The 19698-nt window shown below is 33.6% G+C and carries 17 protein-coding genes and 5 pseudogenes; 5 read left to right on the forward strand and 17 right to left on the reverse strand.

Annotated elements, in window-relative coordinates; translation table 11 throughout:
• Nucleotides 1-8 precede the first annotated feature (8 nt).
• The 3 genes from RBB48_RS28435 to RBB48_RS28445 all read right to left on the reverse strand — a co-directional run bounded on the left by RBB48_RS28435 (nucleotide 9) and on the right by RBB48_RS28445 (nucleotide 2583).
• On the reverse strand, nucleotides 9-677 hold the full coding sequence (locus RBB48_RS28435) for a response regulator (RefSeq protein ID WP_064476893.1): 669 nt from the start codon (nucleotides 675-677) through the stop codon (nucleotides 9-11).
• The gene (locus RBB48_RS28440; RefSeq protein WP_306008544.1) at nucleotides 674-1831 is read right to left on the reverse strand and encodes a sensor histidine kinase; all 1158 of its coding nucleotides are present in this window, start codon (nucleotides 1829-1831) and stop codon (nucleotides 674-676) included. The genes RBB48_RS28435 and RBB48_RS28440 overlap by 4 nt, the downstream gene beginning before the upstream one ends.
• Nucleotides 1832-2064: 233 nt before the next feature.
• Nucleotides 2065-2583, reverse strand: coding sequence for a hypothetical protein (locus tag RBB48_RS28445; protein WP_064476891.1), 519 nt, complete (start codon nucleotides 2581-2583; stop codon nucleotides 2065-2067).
• A gap of 179 nt (nucleotides 2584-2762) precedes the next feature.
• On the opposite strand from RBB48_RS28445, the pseudogene RBB48_RS28450 reads away from it, so the two are divergent.
• Both RBB48_RS28450 and RBB48_RS28455 read left to right on the forward strand, forming a co-directional pair.
• Nucleotides 2763-2933: pseudogene (locus RBB48_RS28450) on the forward strand (Tn3 family transposase); the annotation flags it as partial.
• A gap of 102 nt (nucleotides 2934-3035) precedes the next feature.
• Complete coding sequence (locus RBB48_RS28455; protein WP_306008545.1) at nucleotides 3036-4463, forward strand: IS4 family transposase; 1428 nt, start codon at nucleotides 3036-3038, stop codon at nucleotides 4461-4463.
• A gap of 390 nt (nucleotides 4464-4853) precedes the next feature.
• Here RBB48_RS28455 and RBB48_RS28460 read toward each other — a convergent pair whose 3' ends face one another.
• The 4 genes and pseudogenes from RBB48_RS28460 to hemA all read right to left on the reverse strand — a co-directional run bounded on the left by RBB48_RS28460 (nucleotide 4854) and on the right by hemA (nucleotide 8995).
• A complete protein-coding gene (locus RBB48_RS28460; RefSeq protein ID WP_306008546.1) occupies nucleotides 4854-5066 on the reverse strand; it encodes a hypothetical protein in 213 nt (70 codons plus the stop codon).
• Nucleotides 5067-5928: 862 nt separating this feature from the next.
• Nucleotides 5929-6583: pseudogene (sdaAB, locus tag RBB48_RS28470) on the reverse strand (L-serine ammonia-lyase, iron-sulfur-dependent subunit beta).
• Between the two features lie 268 nt (nucleotides 6584-6851).
• Nucleotides 6852-7766, reverse strand: a complete 915-nt coding sequence (locus tag RBB48_RS28475) for a DMT family transporter (RefSeq protein WP_306008548.1) — start codon at nucleotides 7764-7766, stop codon at nucleotides 6852-6854.
• Entirely contained in the window at nucleotides 7763-8995 is a 1233-nt protein-coding gene (hemA, locus tag RBB48_RS28480; RefSeq protein WP_306008549.1) for a 5-aminolevulinate synthase, read from the reverse strand. The genes RBB48_RS28475 and hemA overlap by 4 nt, the downstream gene beginning before the upstream one ends.
• Before the next feature lie 376 nt (nucleotides 8996-9371).
• Between hemA and RBB48_RS28485 the strand changes: the two are divergent.
• Nucleotides 9372-9491 (forward strand): annotated as a pseudogene (locus RBB48_RS28485) (MFS transporter); the annotation flags it as partial.
• Between the two features lie 286 nt (nucleotides 9492-9777).
• Here the strand turns inward: RBB48_RS28485 and RBB48_RS28490 are convergent.
• The 4 genes from RBB48_RS28490 to RBB48_RS28505 form a co-directional block, all read right to left on the reverse strand.
• A complete protein-coding gene (locus tag RBB48_RS28490; protein ID WP_166689645.1) occupies nucleotides 9778-10053 on the reverse strand; it encodes a barstar family protein in 276 nt (91 codons plus the stop codon).
• A 20-nt stretch (nucleotides 10054-10073) separates the two neighbouring features.
• Nucleotides 10074-10181 carry a hypothetical protein gene (locus RBB48_RS28495; protein ID WP_371878403.1) on the reverse strand — a complete coding sequence of 36 codons (108 nt, stop codon included), beginning with the start codon at nucleotides 10179-10181 and terminating at the stop codon, nucleotides 10074-10076.
• Between the two features lie 201 nt (nucleotides 10182-10382).
• Entirely contained in the window at nucleotides 10383-10706 is a 324-nt protein-coding gene (locus RBB48_RS28500; RefSeq protein WP_166689647.1) for a hypothetical protein, read from the reverse strand.
• 20 nt (nucleotides 10707-10726) lie between these two features.
• The gene (locus tag RBB48_RS28505; protein ID WP_306008550.1) at nucleotides 10727-12997 is read right to left on the reverse strand and encodes a pre-toxin TG domain-containing protein; all 2271 of its coding nucleotides are present in this window, start codon (nucleotides 12995-12997) and stop codon (nucleotides 10727-10729) included.
• A 62-nt stretch (nucleotides 12998-13059) separates the two neighbouring features.
• Here RBB48_RS28505 and RBB48_RS28510 point away from each other — a divergent pair, with 62 nt between their 5' ends.
• A complete protein-coding gene (locus tag RBB48_RS28510; protein ID WP_113735402.1) occupies nucleotides 13060-14010 on the forward strand; it encodes a nucleoside hydrolase in 951 nt (316 codons plus the stop codon).
• 550 nt (nucleotides 14011-14560) lie between these two features.
• On the opposite strand, the gene hfq is transcribed toward RBB48_RS28510, so the two are convergent.
• The 6 genes and pseudogenes from hfq to RBB48_RS28535 all read right to left on the reverse strand — a co-directional run bounded on the left by hfq (nucleotide 14561) and on the right by RBB48_RS28535 (nucleotide 18462).
• Nucleotides 14561-14749 carry an RNA chaperone Hfq gene (gene hfq, locus RBB48_RS28515; protein WP_306008551.1) on the reverse strand — a complete coding sequence of 63 codons (189 nt, stop codon included), beginning with the start codon at nucleotides 14747-14749 and terminating at the stop codon, nucleotides 14561-14563.
• Nucleotides 14750-15009: 260 nt separating this feature from the next.
• Nucleotides 15010-16002: a DMT family transporter gene (locus RBB48_RS28520; RefSeq protein WP_306008552.1), complete on the reverse strand. Its 993-nt coding sequence runs from the start codon at nucleotides 16000-16002 to the stop codon at nucleotides 15010-15012.
• The gene (locus RBB48_RS28525; protein WP_306008555.1) at nucleotides 15989-16648 is read right to left on the reverse strand and encodes a GntR family transcriptional regulator; all 660 of its coding nucleotides are present in this window, start codon (nucleotides 16646-16648) and stop codon (nucleotides 15989-15991) included. The genes RBB48_RS28520 and RBB48_RS28525 overlap by 14 nt, the downstream gene beginning before the upstream one ends.
• Nucleotides 16649-16790: 142 nt before the next feature.
• Nucleotides 16791-16997 (reverse strand): annotated as a pseudogene (locus RBB48_RS31790) (DUF3784 domain-containing protein); the annotation flags it as partial.
• Nucleotides 16998-17086: 89 nt separating this feature from the next.
• Nucleotides 17087-17365, reverse strand: coding sequence for an AbrB/MazE/SpoVT family DNA-binding domain-containing protein (locus RBB48_RS28530; protein WP_306008553.1), 279 nt, complete (start codon nucleotides 17363-17365; stop codon nucleotides 17087-17089).
• A 410-nt stretch (nucleotides 17366-17775) separates the two neighbouring features.
• A complete protein-coding gene (locus RBB48_RS28535; protein WP_306008554.1) occupies nucleotides 17776-18462 on the reverse strand; it encodes an aspartate/glutamate racemase family protein in 687 nt (228 codons plus the stop codon).
• Nucleotides 18463-18633: 171 nt separating this feature from the next.
• Between RBB48_RS28535 and RBB48_RS28540 the strand changes: the two are divergent.
• Nucleotides 18634-19698: pseudogene (locus RBB48_RS28540) on the forward strand (IS4 family transposase); the annotation flags it as partial.

Below are 19698 nucleotides of genomic sequence, written 5' to 3' on the forward strand. Positions count from 1 at the left end.
AGCAGATATCACTTTACAATTTTTTTTCGAATTGCCATTACAGCTGCTTGTGTACGATCTGTTACATCTAGTTTTTGAAGAATATTGTGGATATGAGTTTTGACTGTCCCTTCGGAAACATAAAGGATTTTAGCTATTTCATGGTTTTGTTTTCCATAAGCTAATAATTGTAAAACATCAATCTCCCGCTTAGTTAGAGTTTCCGTATGTTCAAGTTCTTCGCTAACTAAATTATAATCATTATTATCGTGTTTTATAAATTGTGTAAAAGCTTGATTTGCTGTCGTGCTATTATAAATCATTGCCCCTTTATTCATAGATCGAATACTATCTAACATTTCCTCCGTTTCAGTATCTTTTAATATATAACCCACTGCACCAGCTCGAATACCGTCTAAGACATACTGTTGTACATCAAAAGTTGTCAATAGAACAACTTTTGTATTTGGTAATATACTCATAATGTTTTGGGTAGCCATAATACCTGATAAATCAGGCATTTGAATGTCCATAATTACCATATCTGGTGCAGTTTCTAAGGCAACTTTAATTGCTTCCTTCCCATCTTTACATTCCCCAACTATCTCCATATCATCTTGCATTTCAATAATATAGCATAGGCCTTTTCGAACAAATGGTTCATCATCAGCTAGCACAATACGAATCTTTTCTGTCATACTTCTCCTCCATTTTTCTGAATTGGAATAGTGGCTTCAACTCGAAGTCCTTTTGGTTCATTTAGAAAAAAGGAACAATTACCTCCAACTGATTTACAGCGTTTTATCATACCATTGATTCCAAAGCCATATTTTAATGGCTTATCCCCTGTATATATACCATTATCATCAATTGTGAGTTTTACTACTCCGTCTATTTCTGTTACGTTTACAATAACAGAATCTGCATTAGAATGTCGTAAAACATTAGTTAAAGACTCTTGTAGAATGCGATACAGAATTGTACTTTCCTCCATCGTCCACTCTGTTATATTTCCAGCTTGAATGAACTCAATTTGTAATAAAGAATTCGCTTGAACCTGTGAAATCAATCCTTTTAATGAAGTAAGCCCGAGATCTTTTTCATCACTTGTCCATTCTCTAACAGCAACTCGGATTTCTTCCATTCCTTTTCGTGCCACCTTTAAAAGTACTTCAACATGATCTTGGGCAGCAACAGGATCTTTCCTTAACATAATCTTAAGAGCCTGTAATTGAATAATAAGTGAAGTCATTTGATGTCCAAGTCCATCATGAATCTCTCTTGCTAATTTTGTTCTTTCCGTAAAAGCTGCATATCGCATAGAAAATACCGTTGTTTCTTGTAGTTCAGCATGTGCTTCGTCTAATTCTTTTAGTTGTTTTTGATTTTTTTGATATGCGTCTCTTAGCTTGGATGTACTTCGGATCGAGACATAGAGGCCGATAATAATTAATGTTTCTTGATAAGGAAACGTATTCGCATGTATAAATAGAATAATAACTATCCCCGTTATAGCAACTAAAATTGTCGTTACTCGTGTCCACTTTGGTTCTGCAGCGGCAAGAAAAACTATGAGTGGCCATAACGCATAATTCGGAAAATTTGGATGAGAAAAATATAATACACATGATATGCTTATTAATATACTCGTAAATAAAACGTACTTCCTTGCATTCCACCAAGATTTTGGTGAATACAACATCCATAGATAAATTGTTACAAAAACGCTACAAACCCATATTGCAAAGGTACCATGAGGTGCGAAACCTTGATAAAAAAATACGCATAATAAGATGATTCCTATCGCATTTCCTGCATGACTATCAATAATTTTTAAAAATACTTTTTCCATGTACTTATTCCCTCCCAACCTTACTGTTTAGTTTCTATATTTTTTGGCTATAGATGAATATCAATTTCTTGATTTAAAGGCTGGAAATTTACAACTACCAATTATAATAGTTCATAGATGAGTTAAATTCCTTTAATGCATATCATCTAAAATCTGAAATTAAAAGAATAATGAAGTAGTTAGTATAGTGTGTTTGTTTTACCTACTTCATTATGCAAAAGAAGTTGTTTTTCTTAACCTATTTCTTTAATTTGCTTTAGATTTTTTCTATATCTTTGTATCCTAATCACAATTCCAATAGTACGAATAACTACCATCGCAATTGTAAAAAATACGAAAGCAGGGGCTATAACATTAAAATCCAAATGATTCGATACCATGAAATCTACAAATTGTTGTGGATACCAGTCTGTCGCTACATAAGCTAATACGACACGCCATCCAAGTCCAATAATCCATAAACATAAATAAGGAATACCAGCAGTTACGTACGCTTTATTGTCAGAACCATATTCTACTTTCACTGTAAAAAGCATTAGCCCTCCCATGATCATGCCGACCATTGTCATGATTATGAGTGCGGTCATATTTGAACCTGAGGTAGGTATTTCCTCGACGAATAAATAAACACTTATACCACAAAGAATAAATGGCAATACAGCCTTTGTGGTTGTAAATACTTTCCTTCCGATTTGTGTTAATAATACAATTGTTAAAAATGCACCAATCATTATCCAAGCTTGAGTATTCAAATTAAAACCCCCATAAAGTATAAATTTATTGTTTATTTACTTACTGGAGGATTGTAACATCCCTAATATTTTAGAACATCTATCTGAAAGATGATTTTTTTGAATACCCTCTATCTATAGATAGAGTTTTTTATGATTCTTTTGTGAAAAAAGCCACTTGAATATATATAACTGGATATATAGGACGCATTGAAAAAACACTGTTTATCCTAGACTATATTTCTAGCGAAACTTTACGCTGGTGGATTCAAAGGGGGGTGAATAAAGGAGAAGCTATGAATGCATTAGCACGCGCAATTTTTTTCGGGAAACACGGTGAACTTCGAGAACGGGCACTACAAGACCAATTAGGGGTAGCCCACATCGCTATCAAGCTAAGGTTTTACACTACCCATAAAGCAAAAAAGGCGTTATCCTTTCTGTAGAATTATAAGAAAGGATGGCGTTTCTTTATGAATCTTTCGATTCTTGATGAATTTCAACCGATTGCTGAAGAATTACAACGACATATGTCTTCTCATGTTCTAGAACACTTAGCCAAAGAAAAAGGATTCGTTCAGCGAAAGAGTAAATATCAAGCAAAGGAGTTAGTTGCTTTATGTGTATGGCTTAGTCAACAGGTCGCAAGTACATCACTCACGCAATTATGTAGCTGTCTTGAAGTATCTACAGGTGTTCTTATAAGTCCTGAAGGACTTAACCAACGATTTAATGCTTCCGCAGTAAAGTTTCTTGAACAAGTTTTAGCTAACCTTCTAACCCAAAGAATTCATTCAACACAAGAAATAATTCATCAATATACTACGAACTTTAAGCACATTCGGATTCTAGATTCTACAACATTTCAGCTTCCAGATAAGTTTTCTTCACATTATCAAGGTTCAGGTGGAAGTAGCCATACGGCAGGAGTCAAAATTCAATTAGAGTATGACTTATTGAGCGGGAAGTTCCTGTACGTTTATGTAGGAGAAGGAAGAGAAAATGATAAAGCCTTTGGTTCCACAAGCCTAAAAAACATTCAATCCAAAGACTTGTATATAAGAGATTTAGGTTACTTTGACTTACATGACTTACAAAAGATCCAGGATAAAGGAGCTTACTATGTCTCACGTTTGAAATTAAATTCTCGAATCTATCGTAAGAATGATGAGCCAGAGTATTTTCACAATGGGACCGTGAAGAAAGGAACACTCTATATTCAATTAGATATGGAAGAACTCATGAATCAATTGTCCCCTGGTCAAACAATGGAAATTTCAGAATCATACATTGGACAGTATCAAAAATTACCAGCTCGTGTTATTATTCATCGATTAACAAAGGAACAAACAGAGAAAAGATTGAAGGCACAAGCCAAAAAAGAAAAAAAGAAAGGTATTACCTACAAAGAAAGAAGTAAACGGTTGAGTGGAATCAACGTGTATATTACGAATCTTTCTGCAGAAAATGTTCCAACGGAACATATCCATGACTTGTATTCATTACGCTGGCAAATTGAAATTTTGTTCAAAACATGGAAATCTTTCTTTCAAATTCACAAGTGCAAAGAAATTAAGAAAGAACGCTTAGAATGCCATTTATATGGGCAACTTATTAGCATTTTACTCTGTACATCTACCATGTTTAAAATGCGTCAGTTACTCTTGAATAAGAAAGAGTTAAGTGAATACAAATCCATTTATATGATAAAGAATTATTATCTATTGTTTTACCAAGGATTACAAAAGGGCACCCAAGAATTATCAAAGATTTTCCTACGTCTGTTCAATCTTTTAGAGAAAAACGGACGGAAATCTCACCGTTACGAAAAGAAAACAGTCTTTGATATTTTAGGCGTTATGTATGAGTGTACGTTGTTAAAGGGTTTCAAAGTTGCATAATATTTTTCAAAACACCCTTTTGGTAGGTTTATTTGTTATGCATATTTTTAGTGTAGTCGTAGAAATTTCAAAAAAATACACTCACATATACCCTCTTGATATCCTTAGCTTGATAGCGATGTGGCGAGACCCCTATTGTACATAAAAGAGTGATGCACATGCAAACAAGCTCTTATTTCAATATACATAAGGGTTTCAATAATTTTTAGGGATGTAACAATTTGTACTTTTTTGAACTACTCCCTATTTTTCATATGTACTAAATGTAAATTTCAAAGGGCCTGTTAGTGAAAGAAATCTATTGTTAGAAAATACATAATGAATAGAAAACCCCGTTTCAAATTTTTAAGCAAAAAATAAAAAGTCTTGTTTATCACAAGACTTTTCTCTTCATTTTGGTTCAATTATATATCGATTATCCTCTGCACTACATAAACTTGCAGTATCAATTTTCAAGCGACATGTACCTAATCGCCGCTTTACTTCTGACTGTAATTTTTCATTTGCTTCCTCTAAAGAACGCGCTGGAATGATTGTAGATTGTAAGTTTGTTACCTTGCCACCATACATTACTGAAAATTCTATTTCATATCGATGTATCATGGTTTCCTCGCTCCCCTCGTTTTCCTTACAACTCAACCTTGTTTATCGCCTGGCTTTTAGCTCTTGGAGGTGTATACGCATTTGTGATATATACTAAATTTTTCTTAATTAGGTGATTACAATGACCTACACTCAAAATTAAAAATACTTGTAAAAAGATATCTTTTGTTTCCCACAACGTACATAAATAAAGGAGACTAATACATAATCTATAAAAAAACTCATGTTTGCAATTATTATTTGTTTCTTTCTTTATAATGACGACTATTCCTGCTAAGACAAACTTGAATACTCCGTTGCTTAATAAAATATATGCAATAACTTTTTAAAAAATCATTGTTCCATCCCATTCCCCTGATAAATTCATCTAAACTATCTAAAACCTCGAATAACAAACAAGATTTAATGTGTTGATATCTTATTCAAAATCGATTACAAACGAATCTGAACAGTTATTTTCTTTGCAAACGAAACAAAATTTATTTTTTAGTGGTTTCAATAACTTCACGTACTGTATTGATAACAAAAATCTGCTACATTAAAGGCCCACACAAAGGGAAAAAAATAGAAAAATAGGTGAACATAAAGCATAAGTAGGAATACAGATCATGATTGATAGAGGTATGATGCGATGGGTTCCGTTTTCAGCAATAAAAGAACAGTTATATGGCTTATATGAACCTGAATCCTGTTAAAAAAAGACACTCAATTGAGTGCCCTTTCTCGATTTAATAAATATTTTAAACGTATTGGAATTCCATCTAATATGTTTAAGGTATTCTGAGTTATAGTATTTACCCGTTCACATGATTGAAATATAAATAGAGATAATTTTATGATCGTCCCAGGTAAATGGGAGATTTTAATCTAAAATCAATGCTTGATGAATTCCTGATAATTTTTTAATTTCCCCAATTAATTCTGGAACTAATGGTTTCTCAGTTTCAATTATTAATATAGATAATTTCCCGGTTTCTTTTCGTGAAATGCTTACTTTATTAATATTGATTTTACATCTTGATAAGATAGCGATTACAGAGGAAATCGTGCTAAAGTGATTATTATTCATAATAAGAAGAGCAGGGTTTGTCTCGCGTAATTTTAGTTCAAAACCATTAATTGAAATGATTGCTTCCTCCTCTGAGAGAGCAAGCAATCATTTCAATTTTATCTTTACCTTTATATAAGCAAATTTTTGCTGTATGAGAATGTACTGGTTTTGCAGCCTCTTCTATACAATTAATTGTAATTCCTCGTTCTTTTGCGATTGTAAGTGCATTAATAATTAGTGAATCATCTATTTTGAAACCTAAAATCCCACCAATAATTGCTACATCTGCACCAAAATGATGATTCGTCTTTTTAAATCCTCCATATAAAGAAATATCAATTCTGTCTGGTTCATGTGAAAATAGCTTCCGGATAATGTATCCTATTTTTACGGCGTCAGTCCCAAAAGTATTGGATGTTCCAATTGTAATAGGACCGATGATATCAAATACAGATCTATAGTTCATAAAAGTTGGTTCCCCTTAACATTGTTAATGAAAGTTATAGACGATCAGATTTCTTTTTCGAAATATTATTAAATAAAACAAGAATTATTGAGATGTTTAACATTTGTTCATAATAGAAGAATTAGTTAATGTATATCCCACTTGATAATTCGGGAAATTCTGTTTAAAAAGTTAAGAAAACATATGTGAACTACAGTTATAAAATGCTTCCTTCAAATATGTGTAAAGTATAGATAGACTTTACTATGAATAAAGCCCACAGGAATTTTTAATTCCCTGGGCTTTCATTTTTCATGGTAATTTGGTTTCTATATGGTAAACGGAATCCTAGTGCGATTGCGGCTCCGGCACAACTAAATAAACAGCCAAATAATAAGTAGAGCGTGGGTGATGATTCTCCAATTGCAACAGAAGCAACGCCTCCAATTGCAGGGAAAAGTGCAACCATATAACTACTTACTGATGCACCAATACGCTCTACTAACTTAAGGTAAAACATCCATGCACCAAAGGAAGCAAATACAGTTAAAAATGCTAAAGCTCCTAGGTAAGAAACGGATGTTGGTATTGTAAAGGTTTGTTGCTGGAAAACACAAACAGCAAGTAAAAGTATAGAAGCTACAATAAAACCAACACTATTTGAATAAACAGCATTAATACCACGTCGTGCATTTCGGGCAGAAGCGGCATCCCCAATAGCTGTAAGGACTGTTCCTAACAATGCAAGCCCTATCCCTTTTAAATCACTTGTATTAGAAAATCCAGTCGTTAGTAATGGATAAACTAATATAGAAACTCCTGCAATACCAACTATTCCACCAACTAGAATTCGGGGATGAAGACGCTCACCTAAAAATACACGAAGTGCAATCGGTGTCAAAACTGTTTTCAGCGAAAACAGTAGCGTTACTAATGCAGCAGAAATCCAAATCGTAGCATAGTATAAACACAAATAACTAATAGCTAAGTTGCATACCCCAAAAGTAATGAGAGGTAAAGCGTCTTTACGAGAAGGCTTACCATCTGGACGTAACACGCATGCAAGAACAAGAAACATGAGTGCAGCCCCCACCAAGCGATAAGTTAATGATAGTTCAAGACTTACTGGTGTACCTTGGATTTTCACTACAATAAAGTTCAAACCCCATACTATTAAGCAAAATAGGTACATTAAAGCTGTCATGCAAATGCTACCTCAGTAACCTGTGCAAAAGGAATATCAAAATAATTAAATACTTCTGTTAGTGCACCAGCTAGTTGCATGATTTGTTCCTCGGTATGATTTGGTGTGACGTTAACTCTGAAACGTTCCGTACCCACAGCAACAGTTGGTGAGTTAATAGGTTGTAAATAGACATGATGTTGTTCAAGTAAACGTTGAGCAGCAGCTTTACATTTTTTAGCATCACCAATCAGTACAGGAAGAATATGTGTCTCACTTGAATCCATGATAGGAATATTTGCTTGAGCCAGCGATTCTCTTAACATACTAGTCTTTTGATGTAGAGCATTTCGTTCACTGTCTGAAGATTTTAAGTGTTCAACACTAGCATGACAAGCTGCGACAATTGCTGGTGGTAATGAAGTCGTAAAAATGAAACCAGATGCAAAAGAACGTACAGCATCAATTAATAATGATGAGGCTGCAATATATCCTCCTATTACTCCAATCCCCTTTGCCATCGTTCCTTGAATAAAGTCTAAACGATCCACAAGACCTAGTTCAGCAGCTATTCCTGCACCACGTGGGCCATACATTCCGATTGCATGCACTTCATCAATAAAAGTTAAAGCATTATATTGTTCAGCAAGATCTATAATTTTTTCAATTGGTGAAATATCGCCATCCATTGAGTAAACGGATTCAAAAACAATAATTTTAGCTCGATCATGTGGTTGAGCTGCAAGCAATTCCTCCAAGTGTTCAACATCATTATGTCTGAATACCGCTCGTTCGACTTTTGTACTACGTATACCATTAATAATTGAAGCGTGATTGCGTTCGTCAGAGAATACCATACAATTTGGAAATAAACGAAGTAAACATTGTAATGTCGCATCATTAGAACCATATCCTGTAGGGAAAACTAAAGCCGCTTCCTTACCATGCCATTCAGCAAGTGATGATTCAAGTGCAGCATAATGATAATGTGTACCACCTATGTTACGGGATCCACCTGAACCCGCACCAAATGCTCGAATAGCATCGTGCATTGCTTCAGTAACTACGGGGTGTTGTGACATTCCTAAATAGTCATTACTGCACCAAACGACAACAGGTTCTGTATCTTGCTGACCATTTAAGTGTGCCAACGGATATTGACCTCGAATTCGATTAATTGTAACAAACTCGCGATATTGTCCACTTTCTTTTAAAGATTGTAGCTTATTGCTAATAATTTCTGTATACATAGACTTACCTCCAAGAAAATTTCACGGTCTGAGCCGTTTTGTCATTATATTCTTTCTATAAAAAAAATATTAATATGTAAAAAAATTCTAAAAATTACTTTTCCATTATAGCAATAAATTACAAAAATAGTTAATAATATGTATATTTGCATATTTTTATTTCTATCAGACTGATATTATACAAGAGGTATAGTATATGTAAATGATACTAGTGATGTTTAGATATGTTTAGATGTAACAGACTGTGCGTTGAAGAAGTATGTGAAAGTATTGTAACGAGAGGGATAAATTGCTAAGAAAGATAAATAAGAAAAAATATGCGGACCATAAAATTGTGATAATTGGAAAGCTAGTAATGGTAATCCAGCCTAGTAAATACGTCATCAAAGGGACATTTTCAATTATATTATTCTTATCTGCGCAAAGCTTAGAAACATATATGTCTCAAATGGTTTTATCAGGAGAAATTCCAGCGGGGAAGGCTTCTAATATGTTATAATGCATATATAAGCATCACTAAAAAGCAACTCGACCCCAATCCGAGTTGCTTTTTATTTTTTGTTTTATGTTCCGAAAAATAACAATTAAATGAAACATGATGCTAGTTCATAAATTATGAGTTTTTAAAAATAACCCTTTTATATGAAATATTGCATATAAAAGGGGTACGGAAACGATTCGAGGTATGAGGGGCCACTATGAAAGAAAACCTAATTGATACAATAAAAACCGTAGAAATTAAATATTTCCACGGTTTTTATTTTTACCTAAGATCCTTTTAATTATTTTACAACAATATAGAACTTACCTGGCATTTCATTTTGTGCATCTTGAAATATTTTTAAAATTAAGTCCGCATAAGGTCCTAACATTTTTTGAGTACTCTCGAAAAATTCCCATTCTATTGTTATAGGAAGACCTATAAATCCAGTTAAACAGTCCCACAAAGCATCTGCATTTTCCCCATAAAAACTAGGGAAATCTAATTGCTTTTTTAATGTTTGGTGCAATACTTCTTTACTAGTAAATGTTCTTCCATCCAATTTTACTATATCCATAAATTTAATCCCTCTATTTCCTATTTTACTTCGGTAAATGTTTTATAATGATCAGAAGTTTTATACACTAATCCATCATTAGAATAAAGAATTCTATCATTACCTCGATACCCTGATGAATAATTAATATCCGCTTCATACCAGTCCTATTTGGAGCACTTGGTAATAAACCTTCATTATTACGGTAAATATAACTTAATATGCAGACGAATGAATTAGAAGGAGTTTGGTTATGCCTCACTTTTTTATATCATGTTCAGGGTATGTAAGGTGTTCTAGGTCTTAAACATAAAATAAAAAGGATCAAGAAAATGACCCTTTTTATTATTTTAAAACTTAGTCTGTAATGAAAAATTGGGTTTAAAAGCAACTTGTAATAGTTGTTTTTCACTTTCATCGTAAACTTTCAAAGTATTTTCCCAAGTTTTTATTTTATTTACATTAACCACTACAATATCGTAAATAAGCGATTTTAAGTTCTCATGCGTCAATTCAAGGCTTACATAGTTTTCATAAATAGATATAAATAATTCCAAAGTATATCCTAACGTATCTGTCGATTTGTAACTATATATACTTGCATCAGCATCTATAATCTTAGGTTCATTGCAGAAAATCTCTAATAATTCTAATTCATCATAAATAATTCCCATCGCGATGACTCCTTTTATCCTTAATAAGGGACAACGGTTACTACATCACCTTTACCATTAGTAATGACCCTAGCGTCGCGTCCAGTATATTCCCATGAATCAGGTTTATTTCCAGCTTTTTTTGTCCCATTTTTGATTATATCCTCTACTACAGAAGGTGTAATACCTCTAGGATCCACAAATTCTTTAAATTTCTGTGTACCAGGTACAAGCCCCCTACTTTTCGCGCGCGCCTCTAATTCAGCGCGTACTTGTATTGTATCGGGAGCCATTCTTTCTAAAGCATGCTCAGAATATTTACGACCATTGATGACCCCTCCACCTCTTGGCATACTCCATCCGATACCTGAAGTTCCTTTTGTTGCATTTTCAATAGCTTTACCTTTCTTTTCAAGGTCACCAATCTTTCCTACAACTTTACCAACAACTCGTGTTGTACCACCAGAGACGACAGCCAGTGTACCCCACGCATAATCTTCTGGACCGTATTTTTGACCTGTTACTAAGTCTTCTCCTTTTACGAGTTGTCCAATTTCTTTTCCTGTACCAATTATAGGTGTAATACCCAATATGAATGATACATCTCCATCATTCTTACGATCATATACTCTAGATGGATCACCACCTAAATCACGTAGTGCATTACTCAAGTCAATATTCCCCACATTGATGGCAGCAGCTGGAATATTAATCTTATGACTTGCTATTTTATTAGCGGAGTCCATAAATGTATTTGCAAGGTCTAATCCCATGTTGAAATCTGTGAAAAATCCCGGAACTTTTGCATCTAATGCTTGTAGATCTTTCGCAATGATTGGAGCGTTTTTTCTTGTTACTTGCACAAGTTCCTCTATCCCAGGTTTCGCTTCATCTATGGAATGCTTTAGACGAATCGAACTATTTACAACTGGTCCTAAGTCTTTAACTACACCAGAAATTCCTTCTGCTAACTTACGATGATTTTCCTCGATTTCAACTGTTGCTTTAGCAAGAACATCTAAAAAGTCTGCAGTTTTCCCAGCAACCACATCTAATGCTTGATAATATCCAACATAGGTTTGATAAAGGCATGTATAGTATTGCAGGATAGATACATATACATCAGCACTAAATCCCATCCACTCTTTTCCATACGCTAAAGCATCTTCTCTCGTATTTCCAAGTATTTTAAATAGCTCTTTTCTTTGAGTGACTGTTAAATTTTTAATGTCACCTTTCATTGCATTCACTAATTCTTGCAACTTATCATGTGCTTCCTTTATTACTTGCATTTTATGCTGCACATCTTTTTTCTCAGCATCTAAATCGTTAGAAATTTTTCCCCAGAGTTCAACATCATCCAATGCACTTTGCTCTGCCTTTTCCATCGCTTTGAATGCATCATTCATTAATGTTTGATCATTTTTCAAATAATCAAATACACCTTGGAATATTTTTAATTTTCCATCTAGTAATGTCAAAGGATTTTTTGCTTCCTGATCAAAAATAATAGCATCATGGATACGTACATATCCTTTTACTCCTTGATAATTGACCTCATACCATGAACCGACTTTTCCCGTTACTTCTATCACTTCACCATTATTCACACGTTTTGCACGCAATACTTTTCCTAAATCTGGCTCAGGATATACTTTTTTAACAAGGGATTCTAATGTAATCCAGCCTTTAACCATTTCCCCGTCTTGATTAAAGGAGAATTTCTTATCTTTATACGTAAAGTCACCTGTTTGTAACGCGCCATTCGGATGCAGTAAATACCAATCGTATTCTAATTTCATCCATCCGCTTTTTGCTTCATGCGTGTCATCAAAATAATAAGGTTTTCCCTCAAAAGTATGTAATCCACTTGTTAACCAACCAAATTCATTAAAATAATACATTTTGCCATCAATATATTGTACACCTGTTTCCATTACACCTGATGGACTAAAATAAAAAGTTTTGGTTCCTTGTTGGAACCATCCCGTTTTTATAAATCCATCTGTCCCAAAATAATATTTTTTGCCATCAATTGTTTGAAAATCTGTTACACGTTGCCCATCTTTTCGATAATAGGTCCATTTTCCATCTTCTTGTATCCAACCTTGTTTATGATCTAATAAAATATCAGCTTTAATTTTATCAATAAAATCATATCCATTCGCTAATGCATTGACATCACTATCTAATTGTTTTTCAAATTTCTTAATAATATGTAGAGGATATACAAAACAAAAATATTTTTTAGACGTAAAAACATATAGGATATATGCAGTGACTGATAACCAGAACGTACTATTCAGGAACACATGAAATATATATAGTACAGGCTCAATGAAATTATGATTCTATTGCTTTTGGGGGAAGATATATGCCAAAAAAAGTTCTTCTGTTTACAGATTTAGGAATTGATGATGCCTTTGCTGTTCTGTATACCTTTTTCCGTAAAGATATCCAACTTGTAGGGATTGTAGCTGATTATGGAAATGTATCAAGAGAGAATGCTATAAGAAATATTAACTATTTAAAGTATATTGGGGGAAAGGAAGAGATACCTGTATTTCTGGGTGCTTCTGTACCTTTAACAGGCATATTGGTCCAGTATTTTCCTGAAGTACATGGGAAAGTGGGATTAGGACCTATCATCCCGCCTGAGATTTCTTATCCGACTTACCCTATCAATGATATTTATCGGATTATAGATTCTAATTTAGATGACCTCATAATTATTAATTTGGGAAGGCTCTCTTCGTTGGCGACGGCATTTGTCCTAAATTTAGAAACAATGCGGAACGTGAATGAATACATTTGTATGGGCGGAGCTTTTTTTTATCCTGGAAACGTGACTGCTGTGGCTGAAGCTAACTTTTATGCAGACCCTTATGCAGCAAACTTAATTCTGCAGCATGCAAAGAATTTGACCATTATTCCGTTAAACGTCACCCAACACGCGATTGTTACACCTGAAATGGTCCAACAAATCGATGCGTTTCACCGTAATACACAGGACCTTGCAGGGCTTATCATCAAGCCCATGTTAGACTACTACTATAATTTCTACTCTAAATCGAATCCTGGTATAGGGGGAAGTCCTATGCATGATTTTGTAACAATGTGGTATTTGTTGAACCCAGATGCAGTTCTCCTTTCAAAAGTACCCATCAAAGTAATTGCCGATCAAGGAGAAGGATTCGGTCAAAGTATTGCAGATTTTCGTTTTGTGACAAATCCGGGTTATAAAATACATAATGTCGCTTTTCAGTTCAATTACGAAAGTTTTAAGAGAGATATCATGGAAACCTTCTTAAGGAAGAGACTGTAGGATATCCTAAGTGAACTTCAGATTACGGAAATTATGTGAAAAGTTAGTATGAATCTAGGTTTTTCTTTTTTTTTTCATAGATGTTCTAATCTTTTTGTTTATCATGTTTTGAATGTATACTTTTGTCGTGTGTTTTGAGGATATCAGGGAGTTTGGTATGAAGTCAATATTTAAAGGTGTTTGAATGTAAACTAATTGATAAAAGTTTACATTGGAGTTTTGAATCATTTTATAACTAATTTTGTAATAAATTTCTCAATATAGATATACTTGTTAATTATGGTTCTGATATTCGAAATTAACAAAAAATAAATTATTATAATAATATGATGGTTATCCTTTTGTTTACTCCTTGTGCTAAAGATAAGATCCTGTTACCGGATCTTATCTTTTTATTTTGGGATTTTAGATACAAAAAAGGAATCCTTAATAGCTTAAGGATTCTGCAACAAGAATGAACAAACATATAATAATTAAAAGAATTACTTATATTATAGTTTACATAGTAATAATATAATATTTTAAAATCTTTACATAGGTCCAGTATGTATTACATAGCGAGTGTAGAGATTGCTTGTTTGTATATTAGTTGTTGTTTACCATTAACCATCATTAGGACGGTAAATTTATCTGTTGCAAGAATATGCCCACGTACTTGAACGCCATTCTTTAAAAATGCAGTAACATCCCCTTTTTTCTCTTTCAATTGCTCATACATATCTTCTTGTAAATTAAACATGAAATGCACCCCCTGGTTTGTTTGTATTTACTTTTCTTCTAAGGGTAGCCATCAACAAAACGCGAATTTCGTACGCTAAGCAAAAGTTTATACAAAAAAGCCGATGTTCCTATATGTGCAGGAAATCGGCTTTTTTTCATATTCTTTCACTTAGTTATTAAATTTTGACATAAAACTTAGAGTACTACATTTTCCACAAAGTAATAAAATTAACTATACTAAATAGAAAAGTATTCATATTGTACATTTTAAAATATTAATTAAGCACTAATATTTTGATTATGCGCTAATTCACCTTTGTGGGAAACATAACTATGTCCTATCATTCCTAACATTATTACAAACATACCACACCAAGATAAAATAGAAGGAAATGAATCATGTAATAAAACTAATTCTCCGATAACAGCAAAAAGTACCTCCATGGATTGTGTTGCTTCAACAGTTGCAAGTTTCTGCATATCTCCTTTGACCATATCAGTCGCTTTAAAAAATAAGATAGTTGCAATTAAACCCGAACAAATAGCTACTAAAATAGATTGCATAGTTTGTTCTTTACTAGGCACGCCTGCTGTAAAAAGACCGTACAAGGATAGTAACAACCAAAATGGCAAACTAGCTAATGTCATTCCAAGGACACGTTGATAAGCATCTAAACGATCTCCACAAACCTCCATCATCTTACGATTCCCAAGTGGATAAGCAAAAGAAGCTATAATAACAGGGATAATACCTAACAAAATATCTTTTACAGCTAGCGATTTTGCTTGTTCCATTTGCATAAGGAAAATACCAAGAAGAATAATCAATGACATACCCATACCCTTCATTGGGATTTTTCCTCTTTTCTTAAGAATTCCATCTGGTGTTTGAACGGTTTGAATAAAAAGAGGAGCTAACAAAGATCCTGATATAATAGTAATTTGCCATGTCCCAGCAATTATCCATCCTGGTGCATGTGCAGCGGCAAAGCATAATGGAGCATAAAATAGACCAAACCCTACAAAACTCCATAAAAACCATGCTCTTAAATTCTCTCTCATAACTTGTAATAATACTTCTAATTTTTTCCTACTCATAACAAGAAGTAAAAGAAATGGGAGCATGAAAATAAACCTTAATGAGGCACTCCATATCCAGCTACCACCTGATAATTCCATTGCTCGATTCAATATAAATGTAAAAGCAAAAAAGAAAGCAGCACATATACCTAAAAAAATAGGGCGCAAGTTTCTCACCTCAATCTGTTTCATAAGTTAATAATTCCCCGAGGCTTAACCAGTTTTGTTCTACAAGTTGCGCCGTTGTTTCTTTATCTTTATTTTTGCATGCCTCTATAATTTGCTGATGTTGTTCTACTGATTTTAAACCATTGATAGAAGTGAATTGAGAAATTTCAAGACGTTGGATCTTAGATATACTTCGTTCTAATGCACGGATGATTTCAGGATTTCCTGCCACATCTAAAAAAACGTTGTGAAATAACTCATCAGCTTCAATTGCTTTTATAATATCCTTTTTCTCAATAGATAGTAATAAGGCTTTGTTACTGAACTCCAATTCTTGAATATCTTCCTTTTTAAGTAATGGTACTGCTAAACGGGCAGCTAATGAATGTAAAGCAGCTACTACAGTAAATGCGTGTTTCGCCTCCTCAAGATTTAATGGTGCAACGCGAGTCACTGAACCAGGAATAGACTCAACAAGTCCTTCATCTTCAAGACGTTTTAGAGCCTCTCTAACTGGAGTACGACTAATTCCAAATTCTTCTGCTAACTCTTTGTCATTTAAGCGTTGCTCTGGTTGTAACTCTAGTGTAACAATTGCTTTTCTCAAAGTGAGATAAACTTCATCTCTAAATGACATACGTTTAATGGGTTTAATAATATCTTTTTTCATAAAACCAATATATCGGATATCGGTTTTATGGTCAACTATAATTTTTTTAATATATTTCATCAATCAACCCGTTCCAAAAATGACCGTTTTTGGTTCTTTTTTATTGAAAATAAAAAAGAGTCTGGATGCAAGACTCTTTTTCTTAACATAGTTTATTAATAGATTGCTTTCGTATTAAAACTACTATTACTCCACCGCATATACATACTCCATAAATAATGCTTGCGATATTCCCGAAGATTTCTAATTCAAAAGGGAGTAAAAATGTAGCAATTCCTACTACATAAGCAAATATACCGAATAATTTAGCTAGTTTATTTTTATCACCAATAAAAGTTTCTTCCTGATATCTATTATTGTAGGGTTTTAGTTTTTATTAATTATTACGATACATGAAATTATATTGTTAACCATAAAAAAAGCCCCTTGAAAGGAGCACTATTTTACAAGATACTGTTCTACTTCTTTTAGTAATAGTTCTGCACCTTCTGGACTTAATGTTATCTTGCCATTTGCTAATGCCATGTTACGATTTGACACTTCTCCTGTTAATGCACAAACACCACTAGGCCGATACTTCTGTAAAATAATATCTTCCCCTTCTACAAAAATTTCTAATGGTGATTTTTCTTTAATACCAAGTGTATTTCTAAGTTCCTTTGGAAGTACTACACGTCCTAATTCATCTACTTTTCTAGTCATTCCGGTTGCTTTCATCTAGTATCTTTCTCCATTTCATTATCAATTTGTACCAAGTTATTCTTAACTATTGTAACAGGCTTTCACCATACATGAGAAACATAATGTGCCAAAAACAGACCATCATAATAAGGGGTACCGTCACATGCCCATCAAGCTAAGAAAAGCAAATACCCCCAAAACGAGAAATTTGACATCTCCAGGTAAAAATGTACATTTTTTTGTTTTGGGGGCGTTATAAAATTCTTAAGTTGATGGATATGGTGTAGTGTCAGAAAAATGCGGATTTACAACGTTAAGGAAATTTCAATATTAAAAAGCCTAATTTCTCAATTTAATGCGAAGAAATTAGGCTTTTTTCATTGCTCCATTAAAGCGCCAGCTAGTGAAAAAGGAACGAACAAAAAACTATCATCTAATAGGAAAAACTAACCTCTGTCCGTTAATGATAAATATTTATGTACAACGGCTTGAGCGAGGCATGTTGATGAGTCAACAAAGGAAATATCATTGGATTTTTTATCTGTAACAACATTTAAATCTGTACATGCAATAATGGCGGTATCAATTGTTTCAGCTAATTCTGAATAGAATTCATTCCATAATTGAAGGGGCTTATCGATTTGACCTTGTTTAATCTTTACTATTATTTGATTCAGGCAGGTTTGCCAATGATCTTGATGTAAATAATCATAACCTTCCCTCACTAAAGCATCTTGAAATATTCCTGATTGAACCGTTGGATTGGTGGCTAAAAGAGCTACCTTTTTTGAGTTTTTTGGTATTTCCTTTATTGTTTCATCGATCATGTTTAATACGGGAACTGAAACTGAGTTCTTAATTTGGTTAAAATAGATATGTGTCGTATTACATGGGATGGCAATAAAATCAACATCTGTTTTTTCAAGTCTGTGAGCCCCATTGATAATTGCCATTTCCATGTCCGTATGGTTGATAGGTTTGTCAATATAGAAAGGCGTTGGACATGAATAAATCATCATGTGTGGGAAATCAATGTCATTTATTGCTCCATATATCTTTTGGCACTGTTCTACGACCTTGTCTACAAATGGCCCAGTAGATTTTGGCCCCATCCCTGCTAATATTCCAATCATAGTTTTACCCCCTAAAATAATGTCACCATCTTCTCTATAACTTAACATAAGTATCCAATTTCCTTATAGGGGTATCGCTATATTACTATCAATCTAAGAAGGATTTATACCCATAATTCATAGAAAGCGTTATGCTTTTTGTAGAAATATACAGAAAGGATGGCATTTTTTATGGGTCTTTCGATTCAAGATGAGTTTCATTTGTTCGCTGAAGAACTACAGCGATATCTATCTCCACATATTCTTCAACAACTCGCACAGGAGACAGGTTTTGTAAAACGTAAAAGTAAGTATGGCGCACAAGATTTGGCTGCTTTATGTATCTGGATTAGTCAACATGTAGCAAGCGATTCTCCCACTCGATTATGTAGTCAGCTTTTTGCAAATACAGCTACACTCATGAGTCCAGAAGGACTTAATCAACGTTTTAACCGATACGCTGTTTTATTTCTACAACGTGTATTTTCTCTTTTAGTCAAAAGCCAACTAAACAATTCTTCTCAAATTTCAAATCAATACACTTCTTATTTTCAACGTATACGTATTTTAGATGCTACTATTTTTCAGGTCCCCAATCATTTGGCTCCTATTTATCCTGGTTCAGGAGGGTGTGCACAAACAGCTGGTATTAAGATTCAGCTAGAGTATGATTTACATAGTGGAAAATTCCTCAATTTTCAAATGGAACCAGGTAAAAATAATGATAAAACCTTTGGTACAGAGTGTTTAGATACCTTACGCCCAGGAGATTTATGTATTCGAGATTTAGGATGCTTTTCTCTAAAAGATTTAGACCAGATGGATCAACGAGGTGTATTCTATGTTTCACGGCTGAAGTTAAATAATAGAGTATATGTGAAGAATGAATCTCCAGAATTCTTTCGGGATGGAACAGGTTCATGATATCTACTCACTACGTTGGCAAATAGAGATTGTATTTAAAACATGGAAATCTCTTTTTGGTATCAATCATTGTCACAATATTAAGCGAGAGCGTCTAGAATGTCATCTTTATGGACAGTTAATCGCTATTTTTCTTTGTTCTTCCACTATGTTCAAAATGCGACGGCTGTTACTACAGAAAAAACAAAAAGAATTAAGTGAATATAAAGCAATTTATATGATTCAAGATCATCTGTACTTAGTATATGAAGCTATACAAAACATACTAAGATTAGTAGTGCAGACCAAGGCATTGGTTCGCACTACTATTTTTTATATAGTAGAAGTGAAGAG

This window comes from Bacillus sp. MMSF_3353 (assembly GCF_030733445.1).
Classification (GTDB): Bacteria; Bacillota; Bacilli; order Bacillales; family Bacillaceae_G; genus Bacillus_A; species Bacillus_A wiedmannii.

Excerpts from the sequence above, each read along its gene's own strand:
- RBB48_RS28435 (WP_064476893.1), bottom strand. The coding sequence starts at position 677 with ATGACAGAAAAGATTCGTATTGTGCTAGCTGATGATGAACCATTTGTT.
- RBB48_RS28510 (WP_113735402.1), top strand. The coding sequence starts at position 13,060 with ATGCCAAAAAAAGTTCTTCTGTTTACAGATTTAGGAATTGATGATGCC.
- hfq (WP_306008551.1), bottom strand. The coding sequence starts at position 14,749 with ATGTTTAATTTACAAGAAGATATGTATGAGCAATTGAAAGAGAAAAAA.
- RBB48_RS28525 (WP_306008555.1), bottom strand. The coding sequence starts at position 16,648 with ATGAAAAAAGATATTATTAAACCCATTAAACGTATGTCATTTAGAGAT.
- RBB48_RS28530 (WP_306008553.1), bottom strand. The coding sequence starts at position 17,365 with ATGAAAGCAACCGGAATGACTAGAAAAGTAGATGAATTAGGACGTGTA.
- RBB48_RS28440 (WP_306008544.1), bottom strand. The coding sequence starts at position 1,831 with ATGGAAAAAGTATTTTTAAAAATTATTGATAGTCATGCAGGAAATGCG.
- RBB48_RS28535 (WP_306008554.1), bottom strand. The coding sequence starts at position 18,462 with ATGATTGGAATATTAGCAGGGATGGGGCCAAAATCTACTGGGCCATTT.
- RBB48_RS28500 (WP_166689647.1), bottom strand. The coding sequence starts at position 10,706 with ATGGGAATTATTTATGATGAATTAGAATTATTAGAGATTTTCTGCAAT.
- RBB48_RS28460 (WP_306008546.1), bottom strand. The coding sequence starts at position 5,066 with ATGATACATCGATATGAAATAGAATTTTCAGTAATGTATGGTGGCAAG.
- hemA (WP_306008549.1), bottom strand. The coding sequence starts at position 8,995 with ATGTATACAGAAATTATTAGCAATAAGCTACAATCTTTAAAAGAAAGT.
- RBB48_RS28455 (WP_306008545.1), top strand. The coding sequence starts at position 3,036 with ATGAATCTTTCGATTCTTGATGAATTTCAACCGATTGCTGAAGAATTA.
- RBB48_RS28520 (WP_306008552.1), bottom strand. The coding sequence starts at position 16,002 with ATGAAACAGATTGAGGTGAGAAACTTGCGCCCTATTTTTTTAGGTATA.
- RBB48_RS28490 (WP_166689645.1), bottom strand. The coding sequence starts at position 10,053 with ATGGATATAGTAAAATTGGATGGAAGAACATTTACTAGTAAAGAAGTA.
- RBB48_RS28475 (WP_306008548.1), bottom strand. The coding sequence starts at position 7,766 with ATGACAGCTTTAATGTACCTATTTTGCTTAATAGTATGGGGTTTGAAC.